This window comes from Pseudomonas sp. GW821-FHT07G10 (genome assembly GCF_059418545.1).
Genome location: NZ_JBWKQB010000005.1, coordinates 216,769 through 231,649 on the forward strand (window position 1 = coordinate 216,769; position 14,881 = coordinate 231,649).

At 53.2% G+C, this 14,881-nt stretch carries 11 protein-coding genes; all 11 read left to right on the forward strand.

Features of this window, described 5'->3' with window-relative positions; all coding sequences use genetic code 11:
- Positions 1 to 72: 72 nt before the first annotated feature.
- Entirely contained in the window at positions 73 to 2,544 is a 2,472-nt protein-coding gene (locus tag AC07O1_RS09930) for a glycosyltransferase (RefSeq protein ID WP_495088653.1), read from the forward strand.
- A 55-nt stretch (positions 2,545 to 2,599) separates the two neighbouring features.
- A complete protein-coding gene (locus AC07O1_RS09935) occupies positions 2,600 to 5,017 on the forward strand; it encodes a phospholipid carrier-dependent glycosyltransferase (protein WP_495088654.1) in 2,418 nt (805 codons plus the stop codon).
- A 12-nt stretch (positions 5,018 to 5,029) separates the two neighbouring features.
- A complete protein-coding gene (locus AC07O1_RS09940; RefSeq protein WP_494993642.1) occupies positions 5,030 to 6,043 on the forward strand; it encodes a glycosyltransferase family 2 protein in 1,014 nt (337 codons plus the stop codon).
- Positions 6,040 to 6,831 (forward strand): class I SAM-dependent methyltransferase, encoded by a 792-nt coding sequence (locus tag AC07O1_RS09945; RefSeq protein ID WP_495088655.1) that lies wholly within the window; start codon positions 6,040 to 6,042, stop codon positions 6,829 to 6,831. Before AC07O1_RS09940 ends, AC07O1_RS09945 begins: the two co-directional genes overlap by 4 nt.
- A complete protein-coding gene (locus AC07O1_RS09950) occupies positions 6,828 to 7,235 on the forward strand; it encodes a GtrA family protein (protein ID WP_495088656.1) in 408 nt (135 codons plus the stop codon). Before AC07O1_RS09945 ends, AC07O1_RS09950 begins: the two co-directional genes overlap by 4 nt.
- Positions 7,236 to 7,237: 2 nt before the next feature.
- On the forward strand, positions 7,238 to 8,521 hold the full coding sequence (locus AC07O1_RS09955) for an NAD-dependent epimerase/dehydratase family protein (RefSeq protein ID WP_495088657.1): 1,284 nt from the start codon (positions 7,238 to 7,240) through the stop codon (positions 8,519 to 8,521).
- Entirely contained in the window at positions 8,475 to 10,082 is a 1,608-nt protein-coding gene (locus tag AC07O1_RS09960) for an FAD-dependent oxidoreductase (protein ID WP_495088658.1), read from the forward strand. Before AC07O1_RS09955 ends, AC07O1_RS09960 begins: the two co-directional genes overlap by 47 nt.
- Before the next feature lie 13 nt (positions 10,083 to 10,095).
- The gene (gene wecB, locus AC07O1_RS09965; RefSeq protein WP_495088659.1) at positions 10,096 to 11,196 is read left to right on the forward strand and encodes a non-hydrolyzing UDP-N-acetylglucosamine 2-epimerase; all 1,101 of its coding nucleotides are present in this window, start codon (positions 10,096 to 10,098) and stop codon (positions 11,194 to 11,196) included.
- Positions 11,196 to 12,350, forward strand: a complete 1,155-nt coding sequence (locus tag AC07O1_RS09970) for a glycosyltransferase family protein (RefSeq protein ID WP_495088660.1) — start codon at positions 11,196 to 11,198, stop codon at positions 12,348 to 12,350. The genes wecB and AC07O1_RS09970 overlap by 1 nt, the downstream gene beginning before the upstream one ends.
- A 69-nt stretch (positions 12,351 to 12,419) precedes the next feature.
- Positions 12,420 to 13,031, forward strand: coding sequence for an adenylyl-sulfate kinase (gene cysC, locus AC07O1_RS09975; protein WP_495088661.1), 612 nt, complete (start codon positions 12,420 to 12,422; stop codon positions 13,029 to 13,031).
- A 127-nt stretch (positions 13,032 to 13,158) separates the two neighbouring features.
- On the forward strand, positions 13,159 to 14,881 hold a 1,723-nt coding region (locus AC07O1_RS09980), incomplete at its 3' end, for a DUF4915 domain-containing protein (RefSeq protein WP_495088662.1).

The following is a 14,881-nucleotide window of genomic DNA, read 5'->3' on the forward strand; positions in this document are numbered from 1 at the left end:
AAGCGCGCCCCCGTGACCATAGCACCTATCAACTACAAGCCGACCGCAACAGCCAAAGGGACAGAAAACCGCATGGAACAGATCGACCGCCTTGTTGATCGCATCGAAAAACTGGCTCTTTCAGCAGAAAACAAATCGGCCGAAGGCCTGCATTTAGTCAAAGAGATCGAGAGCAGAGATCGACTGCTCTGCGAGCTACGCGCAGATGAACAAGAGCTTCGCAATCGTCTTTCAATTCAAGGCCGCGAACTCGAATTGCTGCTAGCACAGCACGCACAAATCGAGGCTCAACTGCAGACGACTGAGCAGCAGCTCAAAAATGCCGAACAATTGCTCCAGGCGAAAACCAGCGAAGCCGTGGCCATTTCCGATTGGGCAGTCGACTTGCGCACAAAGCTGGCCTCAAAACAGGCGGAATTGGTCAAGCTCTCGGACTGGGGCAGCACCATCGAGCGCACGCCGCTGCGTTACTTCATACGCAAACAGTTTTTTAAATGGTCGCGCAGAATTTACGCACTCCTGCCGTTCACACCCGCTCAAAAGAGCAAACTGGCACGTAGTATTCGGCGCTGGTTGAAAACCAGTGCAGCAACATCCGCCGAGTCATCTTCGTCGTCAAAAATCACGACGCTGCCGAGCGTACCGCCTCAAACAAAAGTAAATGTTCAGTCTTCAGCTGCACAGCCTGTAGTGCTGATGTTCGGCGTCATTGACTGGCACTTCCGTATTCAACGCCCGCAAAACCTGGCCAAAGAGCTGGCGAAAGCAGGTCAGACGACGTTTTACATCTCAAATAACTTTCTTGATGACGATGCCCCGGGCTTCGAAGTAGAAAATCTGGATGAGGCGAGCGGACTGTTCCAGGTCCGCCTGAAAGTCAGCGGCGCACCACTTATCTATTATGCGCCACCCTCAACCGCAGCGATCTCACAACTATGCCAAAGCCTGGCGCTGCTCATGCAGTGGGCGAATGTCGATGCCGTGCACTGTATTGTCCAGCATGCCTACTGGTTCCCACTCGCAAGGCGCATTCCCAACTCCACATTGATCTATGACTGCATGGATCATCATGAAGGCTTTGGCAACGTCGCTCAGGAACTGCTTGATCTCGAAATAGCCTTGATGCGCAGAGCGGATCTGCTGGTGGCAACGTCCGACTGGATCGAGCAGCACGGCAAGCGTGAAAACCGCAATGTAGCGGTAATCCGCAATGCCGCTGAATACAGTTTCTTCAGCCAGCGACCAGAAAACATCTACCAGGATCCCGAGAATAGAAAGATCATCGGTTACTACGGAGCCATTGCCGAGTGGTTCGATCTGGACCTGCTCAAGCAAATCGCCCAATCCTTCCCACAGCACCTGATATTGCTGATTGGCAACGATACGGTAAACGCCAGGAAATACCTCAAGGCCTACCCGAATATCCTCATGGAAGGAGAAGTCCCCTACTCCTCCCTCCCGCACTACCTCTATGCCATGGACGTCTGCCTGCTTCCGTTCAAAGTCATTCCTCTGACACTGGCCACCAACCCGGTGAAGGTCTACGAGTACTTGAGTGCAGGCAAACCCGTGGTTTCGGTGAAACTGCCGGAGCTCAGCCAATTCGGAAAACTGGTCAAGACAGCTGAAAACCCTGCTGATTTTGTCACGGCAATAGATGAGGTCCTGAAAAGCCTTCCGGAGCCAGAGTCCGCGCTTCAGGCACGTCAATTATTTGCAGAGGGTCAGACCTGGCAGCATCGAGCCGCAAGCCTGCGTCAATCGATCGATACACTGCCCATGCCCAAAATCAGCGTCGTGGTGTTGACCTACAACAATCTGGAGTTGACCAAAAACTGTCTGGACAGCCTGGTGACTCATAGTAACTATGCCAACCTTGAGATTATCGTCGTCGATAACAACTCCAGCGACGATACCCCAGCGTTCCTGAAAGCCTGGGCCGAGGGACATTCGAACCGAATCATCATCCTCAATCACGACAACAAGGGTTTCGCCGCAGGCAACAATCTAGGTCTTGCAGCGGCCAGTGGTGATTATCTGGTTATCCTGAACAACGATACCGTTGTCACCGCTGGCTGGGCCAAGGGTTTGATGCGCCACCTCCTGGACAACCAGGACATCGGAATCGTTGGCCCGATCACCAACAATATCGGCAATGAAGCACGAATCAATACCCGCTACACCCAGATAACAGACATGCACGTCGAGTCTGCCGAAATCACACGCGCACGGATGGGCAAGTGGTTCGAAATCAATACATTGGCATTTTTCTGCGTCATGTTCCCGCGTTCGACCTACGAAAAGATCGGTGGCCTTTGCGAAGAGTACGGACTGGGCTTTTTCGAGGATGACGATTATTGCCGCCGTGTGCAACACATCGGTATGCGTGCGGTCTGCGCCGAGGATGTTTTTGTTCACCACCATTTGTCTGCCTCGTTCAATAAATTGGGAGCAGAGAAAAAACAAGCGCTCTTCGAAAAGAACAAAGCGATATATGAGAGCAAGTGGGGGGCCTGGACCCCGCACACGTATCGAGACGCTTGAAAAACTGTTCAAACGATTTGTACACCATTAACGGCTGAACACCAGAGACGATATTTTGCACAGAGACAGCATAAAATACGCAGTGATACTTGTCGTTTTATTGGCAACTACTGTGGTCAGTGTGTACGGATTTTCGACTTTCGAAATTCCCCACCGGGACAAGAACATCCTGGCGATAGTATTGTCGGCTTTATGCTTGGCCGCCCTTACTTTCTTTACCCGCCGCTCACCGATCGTCCTCGGTGCCGGGTTGATCGCCTGTGTCTCAATTGCCTGTGGACACGCGTGGCCGATAATTGTCGTGGCAGTGTTCGGTCTTTCCTCAACAGTGCTCGGCAGATGTATCCTGGGCCACAGGATCTCCGCCAGTTGGCCAACCCACCTCCTGATCGGAGCCGGCACGTTCGGCACATTCACAGGCCTGGCAGCGTATTACACGATCAACTACTCCTGGCTTTATTCTGCAATGCTTTTGCTTGCGCTTTTGTTGGGTAGCAAACACACCGCATCGATTTATCATGAGCTGCTGATTCGAATACGAACCGCCCGTTCTTCAGGAACGGTTACCTGTACGACGCTCGACATTTTGATCTCCAGTTTCGCGTGTTTGTACGTATTGATCGCGTTCATGCCAGAGATCGGACATGACGCTTTGGCCATGCACCTATTCGTCCCCTCCCACATGGCCCAGCAGCATAAATGGGGGTTCGATGCACAAAACTATGTATGGGCCGTAATGCCCATGCTCGCTGACTGGATCTATAGCATTGTTTACATGCTGGCCGACGAGACTGCGTCGCGCCTGATCAACTCCGCATTCATCTTGCTCGTTGCGTGGCAAATCAGGGAAATGGTGATCTGGGCAGGAGGTACCGCAACCAGTTCCCGCTGGGCGATGCTTATCTTCCTGTCGACACCACTAGCCTTTGCCGAAAACAGCAGCCTGCACATCGAAGGTGTGTGGACCGCTTTTGTCATGGCAGGAACACTAGCAATACTGAAAGTTTCAAGTTCGACCCCTGACGCCAGGGAGCGGCTGTCGCACCTTCTCCTGGCAGGTATCATGCTGGGCTTTTCGCTGGCGGCCAAGGCCGTGACGCTGAGCGTTCTTCCTGTCCTTCTAGTTATTCTCTTATCGCAATACAAAGCCTGGGCCATACCGGGAGTCATCCGGACCATCCTCCTGGGCAGTGTTTGTTTGATACTGGCCGGTGCTATCCCTTATGTCTCTGCGTGGTACTTGACTGGCAACCCCGTCTTCCCGTTTTTCAATGCCATCTTCCAATCTCCATTCTGGCCAAGTCAGAACTTCGATCCCTCGGCGACTTTTGGCACCGGGGTTTCATGGGATACGCTCTATCGAATGGTCTTCAATTCAAATCGATACATTGAAGGCAAAATCGGCGCGGCAGGCTTCCAGTGGCTACTGCTCCCCACCGCCGCAGTCGCTCTCGTCCTGAGTGGCAACAGAAACGCTTTACGTATCCTGCTTATCGGCGCAGGAGCATTGATCATGACGTTTCAGTCCACTGCGTATCTACGTTATATATTCCCTTCTTTCGCACTACTGTCAGTCGTACTTGTCCTGCCCTTCTCCGACACCAAAATATTTCCCAAGACAGCAGGAATTATTGCCGGGATCCTGTTGATCACATCAAATATGTGGTTCCTCCAAGCGGCCACCTATTATGGTCAGCTAGTGCCGTCCGCCTTGCTCAGTGCCACAGGTCGTGATGCCTACCTGTCTGAACGCTTGCCGATACGGAAAATAGTCGACATCGTCAACGCACTCAATACAGAACACCGTCGCGTTGCAGTCTTTGCGTCCCCATTGACGGCGGGATTGAACAGCGATGCCCTTTACGCATCCTGGTACAACGTAAAATGGAAGGCCGAGTTCGATGCCGCCACCACTGAATCCCAACTCGTTCAGTTACTGCTGAGTCGCCAGGTCGATTGGCTGATCATCGATTCCTCGCAACTCCCTGAGGTTCAACTTAACCGACTACTCAAAGTGTCCTCCCCGGTCGCAACATTGACTGGAATCGAACTACGGAAATTCAATGATGCCTATCGCTACAGCCAGGAGCGCTTGTTGAATACGGAGCTTTCCAACCTCGATGGCTGGACGCTGACTTCTCCATCGAGCTATGACGGCGCCCGGAAAACTCTTACGGTTAGTGTGAGTACACCCGCAATTCAGGCCGTCGAAGTGACGCCAGGACAAAGCTTTAAAAACAGCGTGCTCGCGCGCTGCTCTACCGCACCGGCACCAGGGCGAATTCAAGTCAACTGGATGGATGCCAAAGGCTCCTTCATAAGGGCCAGTATTGAGACGTTTGACTGCAAAACAGAATGGACAACTCATGAGATGACGGTAGTTGCACCGCCAAATGCTCATTCCGCTGTCATTTATGCTTCAGGCCATACTGAAACTCCATTGGAGTTCAAGTCACTCTCATTCAGACAATAGTCAGCGATATCGATGAACTTAAAAATAGAGCTTTCCACTGAAGAACAGCGTGTCGCGGTAGTGATCCCAAGCTATAGAGTAACCGCACACATAGCGGGTGTGATTGAAGCGATAGGCCCCGAAGTATGGCGTATCTATGTCGTGGATGACGCCTGCCCGGATGGCTCCGGTGGACATGTAATAACCTCTTGTTCCGACCCCAGGGTCAGGGTGCTACCCCATGACTTGAACAAAGGCGTGGGCGGAGCGGTGATGACCGGCTACCGAGCAGCCATTGCCGACGGCGCAAGCATCATTGTCAAAGTGGATGGGGACGGCCAGATGAATCCGGCTCTGATCCCGCTCTTCATTGAGCCCATCCTGGCAGGGGAAGCTGATTACACCAAAGGCAACCGCTTTTTTGATCTGGAGGAAGTTCAATCAATGCCGCGCGTTCGCCTCTTCGGCAACGCCGTATTGTCGCTGATGGCCAAACTATCAACAGGCTACTGGGATCTGTTCGACCCCACCAATGGCTATACCGCGATTCATCGTGACGTGGCAAAACTATTGCCTCTCGATAAAATCAGTGAACGCTATTTTTTCGAGACTGACATTCTATTCCGCTTGAATACCTTGCGCGCCGTTGTTGTTGATGTACCAATGGAAGCCAAGTATGGCGAAGAAGTCAGTAATCTTAAAATCTCGAAAATCATCGGCGAATTTCTGTTCAAACACAGCAGAAATTTTGCCAAGAGAATTTTCTACAATTACTACCTGCGGGATATGTCTCTCGCATCGATCGAGTTACCGGTTGGAGTTTTGATGCTCTGTTTTGGTCTGATCTTCGGCAGCTTTCACTGGTCTGAATCCGCTAACAATGGCATCCCGACCCCCGCTGGCACGGTCATGCTCGGTGCGCTTCCCATACTCATGGGATTGCAGTTGATTATGGCATTCCTTGGCTATGACATCGCCTCCGTTCCAAGCAGGCCCAGGCATGCCAAACGCCGTAACGTAAACCTGATGCGGGAAGACACTAAATGAAAACGCTGAGAGACTTTTTGTCGGACCCTTCGCTCAAGACACTAGACGTCGATGGCGCCGAACGCCTTGAACTTCATGAAAAGGTTCTTCAGCGTAAGCGAATGCTGCGTGAAGTATTCATTGAGTTCCATCATTTATTTAATCGTCTGGCAGACCGTTACTTCAAGGTCGAGGGCCTTGAAGTAGAGCTTGGCGCCGGCATTGCCCCCATGCGCGACTCTTACCCTGAAGTATTGGCCTCGGATATTGTATTCGCCAAACACCTGGACCTGGAGCTGAATGCCGAGTCGATGAACCTGGATGATCAGTCGGTCAAAGCATTTTACGGGCAAAACTGTTTTCACCACTTCCCTCATCCCGACCGTTTTTTCGCGGAAATCGACAGGACATTAAAACCGGGTGGCGGAGCAATCCTGATCGAACCTTTTTATGGTCCTTTTTCAGCCTTTATCTATAAGCGCCTGTTCAAATCCGAAGGGTTCGACATGAACTTTGAGTCGTGGGAAACACCTGCGACCGGCCCTATGAACGGCGCCAACCAGGCCCTCAGTTATATAGTCTTCGTACGAGACAGAAAGGCGTTCGAACTCAAACACCCTACCCTCGAGATCGTTCACCAGGAAATATGCGGTAACTACCCGAGGTACCTGATCTCTGGCGGGCTAAACTTTCGCCAACTGCTACCTGACCCATTGATTCCCTTGATAAAAATCGTCGAAAAACTGCTTTACCCTTTAAGGCGTATTCTCGCACTCCACCACATCGTCGTTATCAGGAAAAAGTCTTGACATTTATCAAGTACGGTGCCATCCAGCTCTTGGCTTATGCCTTGGATATGGGATGTTTTCTCTTATTGATTTTATTATTCAAGGATGAGCCGATTCTGGCCAATATTGCCAGCAAGCTCATCGCGGGAGTCTTTGCGTTCTTTTTACATCGACACTTTACGTTCAAGTCGACCAGCGGCAGCAGCAAGGCGCAAGCACTTCGCTACTTCTCCTTACTCGCCATCAACCTACCATTTTCATCAGCCTTGTTTGCCGCAGGCCTGTATTTCGTCAATAGCCCCACACCTGTCAAGTTTGTCTCGGACGTAGCCTGCGTACTCTTGACCTACTGGATAAGCAAACTGTTCGTATTTCATCCCGATACGACCAGGCCTGCCCTGTCCAATGGCCCTGAAAGCTTATGAGCATGAAACTTCTCATTACCGGAACGACAGGTTATATCGGTCAGCGGCTGGCATCCTTGGCGATAGATAAAGGGTACGAAATCATCTCCGCTACACGAAAGCCCTGCCCCCCGGCTTATACGTGGCTGCCTTACGACCTGCATGGACAAGCACCTGAATGCCCGGCGGGGACCCAGGCCTTTGTCCACCTGGCCGCGGACACATCGAAAAGTGCTCAGATTTCCTCGGAAGACGAAGTACAGGCGGCACAAGCGTTGATCCGCTGCGCCACACAAGTCGCGGCCAGGTTTATCTTCATATCCAGCCAGACTGCCGCATGCGAGGCCCCTAGCGCTTATGGCCGAACAAAGTGGCGCATCGAGCAAGAAGTGCTAGCCGCTGGCGGGATCGTGATCAGACCGGGACAAGTGTATGGCGGTCCTGAGAGCGGGCTTTTTGGAATGTTATCAGGGCTGGTTCGTCGTTTTCCGGTCATTCCGATACTTCTACCTGCGCCCCAGGTGCAACCCGTGCATGTCGATGACCTTGCGGCCTCGATCCTGACCATCGTCGAGCGGGAAGATATTCGGGCAGAGACTTTTAACCTGGGCTCTGTGCAACCGGTTTCCTTTGGCCGCTTTCTCATGTCGATCGCTGACAACCGCATAAATGCAGTTCGTCTTCCAGTGCCCTTCCCGGTAGCGCCCATCAAACTGCTCGGCTTGTTATTAGGGCAGTCCATGTGCACGAAACTTGGCCTTGACCGCATTTTTTCACTCATCAACCTCCCGCACATGGACACCGAGATGTCCTTGCGACGACTGGGTATTGAGCTTCGACCGCTTGCTAGTGGCATGCATCGCTCAGGTCGTGGTCATCGCAGGCAATTACTCCAGGAGGGGATTGTGCTCTTGAGTTACTTACTCAAAAGCCCTCCGGAACAGAGCCTGGTTCGTCGTTATGCAAACGCCCTTGAGCGCACAGGCAGAACCCAAAAGGTAATCAGCTCACGCTTGATGGTGCGATGGCCGGCACTCCTGGCCCTACTCGATAATCACAACTTCCTGAACCAGCCTTATGGTCGGGAATTATCCTGGCGGCTGCAGGTTGCAGTCAGCATCGCCGAGGCCAGCCCTCAGGGCGCAAGCGTATTTCTAGGCCCCCTGCAACAAGGCAACTTCTTCACGACCCTGATATCGCTGGGGCTGACCGCGGCTAAAGAGCTTACGTGGCGGATATTCGCCCTGCTGTGCCAACCCTTTGCTCGTCATCTATTTCTTGAAAGTGAAATCAAGCGTGAAGCCTGAGTTCGATGTAATTATTGTAGGTAGCGGCCCGGCTGGTACGTCTGCCGCCTATCCGCTCGTTAAAGCCGGATTGAAAGTGCTCATGGTGGATGCCCAAGCCGCGTCAGGCTCATCCGCCGTGCCGACCGCTCCGTACCTCACAAGCCGGTCGAACGACAAGCATCAGTGGAAATGGATGATAGGCGAGAACTTCCATGCCTTGACCCAGCTGGATGCCGTGTCCCCCAAACTGAAAACCCCGACCCATGCCCATGTCTTTCAGGGGTTCAGTGCAGCCAATCACATAGAGGTGAACAACTTCATCGGGATAGGATCACTGGCAACCGGCGGCTTGTCGAATGCATGGGGCTGCGGTGTCGCACGCCTTCGCGCCAGTGACTTTCCTGGACTTTCCATCGATTACGCAGAGCTGGAGAAGTCCTACGAGACAGTCTCCCGGCGTATGGGCATCAGTGGCCAGGTCGATGACGACCTCTCAGGCTATTTTGGTCTTGATGAGTGGTCACAGCCACCATTGCCTCTGGATAAACTGCACCAACGGTTGCTCGATAACTATACCCGGCGCAGACAGGCGTTCCCCGACCTGGGTTTTCGCCTTGGCCGCTCGCGGGTGGCAGCCTTGAGTCAAAATCTGGAAGAACGAAAAGCCTGTGATCTTTCCGGAAACTGTCTGTGGGGTTGTCAGAATCAGGCGCTGTACTCCGCCTCCCTGGAACTTCCGAAGCTCAAGCAGTACCCAGGATTCCAGCACGTCCAGGATTTTTCGGTGGACGACCTCCTTAAGCAGGACGGCTCATGGACGATCACTGATCAACGTTCATCCAGGCGTTTTTCCGGCCGGCGACTTCTACTGGCTGCAGGCACTCTGGCGTCGACCAGACTAGCCCTCAAACACCTTGACTACACGCGACCGCTACCGCTGCTGTCGTCGCCGACAGCGGCCTTCCTGCTGTGGCTGCCAAGAATGTTGGGGACCCCAAGAGTTTCGACATTTGGCCTGGGCCAGTTGTCGTTCTCACTTGATATTGCTTCAGGCACTACAGCTTTCGGTTCGACTTTCAGCACTACGGGCTTGCCGATGTCCGAGTTCGTCAGCCGTGTTCCCATGAGCAAGCGCTACAGTGTCGAACTGCTGAAAAACCTCCTCAGTTCTTGCCTGGTCGGAAATATCTTCCTTCCAGGCCACTTGTCCAATAACACCGCCGTATTGGGCGCTGATGGTTCGCTGCGAATCAATGGCGGTCTGCAACCCGAGACGAACGCGACCATGAAAAGCGCCGAGGTACTGCTGCGTAAAAGCTACTGGAAAATGGGCGCGGTATTGATGCCTATGAGTTTCACCGTCGGCAAGCCGGGGGCAGATATCCACTATGCAGGAACCCTGCCCATGCACCCGACCCCCAGACTTGGACAGACAGATATTTTTGGAGAAGTGGCAGGACTCCCCGGCGTACACATCGTCGATGGGGCTTGCCTGCCAAGCCTTACAGAAAAGTCGCACACACTAACGATCATGGCCAATGCGGACCGGATAGGGCGCTCACTTGCAACACAGGTATAGGAAGTAGAAAGGAATGACCCACAAGGTACTCTGCATCATCGGTACTCGCCCTGAAGCCATCAAGATGGCTCCCGTGATCAAGGCCCTTCAGGCCGAAGGAAATATCAATTGCCGGGTGCTGGCTACGGCCCAGCATCGCGGCATGCTTGATCAGGTGCTCGAGTTCTTCGGTATTACTCCCGATATAGATCTGGACATCATGCGTCCCAATCAGTCGTTGACGACGCTGACCGCACGGTTGCTACTGGATCTGGATGTCGTCCTGCAGTCCGAGAAACCGGATGTAGTGCTGGCTCAAGGTGATACGACAACAGTGATGAGCGCGGCATTGGCCTGTTTCTATTTGCGGATTCCCTTCGGTCACATCGAAGCTGGCCTGCGCACCGGCGACATGCACAACCCATTCCCCGAAGAAGCCAACCGCGTGATCGCCGGTAAACTGGCCCGTTGGCATTTCGCGCCGACTCAGGGTTCCATGGATAATCTACTGCGTGAAGGCGTAGCCCCAGCGGATATCACCATGACGGGCAATACCGTCATCGATGCTTTGCTGATGACTGCTGCACGGACACTGCCGCTCGATATCGAGCTGGATTCGAGTAAACGTCTGGTTCTGGTGACGTCCCATCGTCGAGAAAATTTCGGTGAGCCGTTCCAGAATATCTGCCAGGCGCTGAAAACGCTGGCTGAGCAAAATCCGGATATCCAGATTCTTTACCCTGTGCACCCCAACCCAAACGTCAAGGATGTTGCCTACCAGATACTTGGCCGCACACCCAATATCATTCTTTGCACTCCGCTTGACTACGCACCGTTCATAGCCGCGATGAAACGTTCTTATATGATCATCAGCGACTCCGGTGGCGTGCAGGAAGAAGCACCAGCGCTCGGCAAACCGGTTTTGGTACTGCGCGAAGAAACCGAACGGCCGGAAGCCGTCGACCTTGGCGTGGTCAAGCTTGTAGGCGCCAATCGCGACACCATCGTCGAACAGGCGCAGCGCTTGCTCGACGATCCCGAGGCTTACAAGGCCATGGCTCGTGGAGTTTCCCCCTATGGCGATGGCAAGGCGGCAGAACGCATAGTCAGCGTGTTAAGGCAGCATTTCCAATAATGCGAATGATCTACCTCTCGCCAGTTCCGTGGGCCAGCTACAGCCAGCGCCCGCATCACTTCGTCAACTGGCTGAACAGTCAGACAGGAGAGCCGGTGCTGTGGGTGGACCCCTATCCGACACGCCTGCCGTCGTTGCACGACTTCAGGTCCAAGCCACCTGTTGCCGACCAGCAAAGCGTTGCCGTTCCGCACTGGCTGCAGATATGTAAACCCCTGGCCTTGCCGATCGAGCCCATTCCGGGCTCGAGCATCATGCAGAGGCTGCTCTGGCGCGATATCTTCAAGAAGACCGCAGCGTTTTCGGCAGGTCGGCCGTGCATGATTTGTGTCGGCAAACCATCCGAGCTCGCCCTGCAACTGTTGGCGCGCATGCCAGACAGCTATGCCGTCTATGACGCCATGGACGATTTTCCGGCCTTCTATCAAGGGCTTTCACGACGCGCCATGGAGGGACGCCAACATCGACTCATTAGTCGGGTGTCTAAAGTACTGGCGTCTTCCACCGCCATTCGCGACAAACTCCTGGGCAAAACTGACAAGGTCGAACTGGCCCTTAATGCTTGTGATATGCAAGAAATTGCGCCCGTCGAAAGCCTCGATCTGGGCACCAAGCATCGAATACTGGGTTATGTCGGTACCATTGGCCATTGGTTCGATTGGGATCTGGTCATCGCACTGGCGCGAGCCAATCCTGAAAACCGGGTCCAGTTGATCGGCCCCGTATTCACCCCAGCGCCGTGCACCCTGCCCACCAATATCGAGTTATTGCCCGAGTGCTCATATACCGATGCCATAGCGGCCATGGCCGCTTTTTCGGTGGGATTGATTCCATTCAAACTCAACCGCCTGACCGCTTCAGTCGACCCGATCAAATACTATGAATACCGCTCCCTCGGCCTTCCGGTCATATCCACCCATTTCGGTGAAATGACGCATCGAGGCAAGGAGCCTGAAGTGTGGCTTGTCGATGACCAGTCCGATTTACACAACATCAGCCTGGAAGCTCTCAACTACCAGAGCAATCACTTGAGCATTCGCCAGTTTCGCCAGGATAATCTTTGGTCGACCCGTTTTGCGGCAACCCGACTACAGACACAAGCACATGCGGCGCTTACTGTACCGGGCTCAAGTACGCAACGGAATGCCATATGAGTACGCGCGCTCAGCATCACTTGGCCAATAAACGTTTCCTTCAGCACTCACACTGGATTTAGCTATTTCATGGCAGACAAACACCCCCCCCTCCTGGTTTGGCATGGCAGTCAGGTCACACCCGAGGACCGTCGGCAGTTGCTGACGCAGAAGCCGATTACGATCTGGCTCACGGGACTAAGTGCTTCAGGAAAGTCCACCCTTGCTTTCGCCCTTGAGCGGAGCCTGATGGACAGGGGACAGCTGTCTTTTGTGCTCGATGGCGACAACGTCCGCCATGGACTCAATAACAACCTGGGATTCAGCCCTGAGGATCGTGCCGAAAACATCCGTCGGATTGCAGAAGTATCGAAGTTGATGAATTCGGCCGGCATAATTGTCATCGCTGCGTTCATCTCACCCTTCAACCATGACCGCAACCTGGCACGCGAAGTCATAGGAACCGAGAGCTTTCGCGAAGTGCATGTCAGTACCTCACTGGCCGTCTGCGAGTCCCGGGACCCTAAAGGGTTGTACAGCAAGGCAAGAGCGGGAACATTACCGGAGTTCACCGGTATCTCCTCCCCTTATGAAGCCCCTGAGCATCCAGATCTGAGAATCGACACCGATATCTCGACGCTGGAAGACTCGGTGGATCAACTGCTCAAACTTATTGACTCGGTCTATACCTCAAATCAATGATCCAGAAGCCCTGAAACCTGCCGATAAAGCCCCAGTTGACCCTGTTGACCGAGGCAACAATCGACTTTCAGTTGACTCGGTCATAAACGCCCCCCTCAAGCGTCCCTTCCCCAGGAACAAAACAAGCATGACCCATGCGTTCGAAAATCTGCTGGTTTCCTCGCCCAATGGAGGTGGGCTGCTATTTATCCACCATGGCCAGGTGTTTCGTCTGGATGACATCAACACGACAGGTATCAGCCTGAGTAACGGCAAATTTCTGAGGGGATTGCAACCAGAGGGTTTGGTTTTTTACCAGGGCAACCGCACCACACAAGACTTGGGAACGCCGATTCATGACATCCATGATGTACTGATCGCGGACCCCGCTCTTTATGCGGTAGGCACAACAGCCAATGAAATCGTGCAGCTGGACATGAATGCGGCAGAGGTTCGTAGCTGGCGATTTCCTGGTGAAGACGATGCACGGCATATCAATTGCCTGACACAGTGGAATCAGCACATCGTGTTTTGTGCCTTCGGTGATTTCACAACCCACCGTCAGTACAAAGGTCAAACGGCTCAAGCCGGCTTCGTCCAGGACTTGCACACTGGAGAGCGCCTGATCGAAGGATTGTCACAACCTCATAGCTTGATCGCCTTTGGTGACAACCTGCTGCTCGCCAACTCCGAAACCAGAGAGCTACGCGAATACGACATCAGCGGGAGCTTATTGAGAAGCAAGACGCTGGACGGGTACACCCGGGGTATCTGTATTCAGGGCAGCACTCTGTATATCGGCCTGAGTCGCTCACGCAATATCGATAGCAGCGCAATTGTGAACGCAAACCTGGTTGCGCTGGATGCTCAAAGTTGGCAGGAAACAGGTCGTATAGAATTACCTGTATCGGAAATCTACACCGTACTTGCCGTCGACGAACCTGACGCGCTCCCAGCCTTACTCGCGGGGATCAGCCAGCGCGCAGCAACTGATTATCGTCAATCCATAAACTCACGTGACGCACAAATCCAGGAGCTCGCGGAAAAGGCCGAACGATTCAAACTGATGAGTGGGTCGCTTGAGGAACATCTCGACACTCGAAATAAACAGTTTACCGAACATGTCGAGGCGTTGACCGAGCGCGATGCCCGCATTGCCGAGCTACTGCAAGCAAACGCATTACTGATACAAAAGCTCGAGCGCTACGATGCTCTCCATGCTGAAGATCAACTCAAGCTCGCTCAGAATGCGTCAAGCATCAAACTGCTTGAAGATGCACTTCAAGAGCAGTCAAGACAGTCCGCAGCCCTGCAAGAGCAATCCAACGATGTCTCTCGGCAACTGCTTGATGCCGTCGTTCAGATCCAGGCTCAAGAACAAAGAACTCAGAGCCTGGTCGCCGAAGCAACAGACAGGGAAAACTTTGTAGCCGAGCTCAAAGCCAAACACGATGTCACTCAACAGCAACTGGATCAGATCACTGAACGGTCCATGGTAAAGAAACAACAGCTCAGTCAGCTGTCGGATGTGATTCAGGAAAAAAATGATCAGCTGGACGCCGCTCGTGCTTTGTTAGTCGATGTGACTCAGCAAAAAGATGAACAGCTGGAAGCGGCTCGCGCTTTGTTGGTCGATGTGACTCAGCAAAAAGATGAACAGCTGGAAGCGGCTCACGCTTTGTTGGTCGATGTGACTCAGCAAAAAGATGAACAGCTGGAAGCGGCTCGCGCTTTGTTGATCGATGTGACTCAGCAAAAAGATGAACAGCTGGAAGCGGCTCGCGCTTCGTTGGTCGATGTGACTCAGCAAAAAGATGAACAGCTGGAAGCGGCTCGCGCTTTGTTGGTCGATGTGACTCAGCAAAAAGATA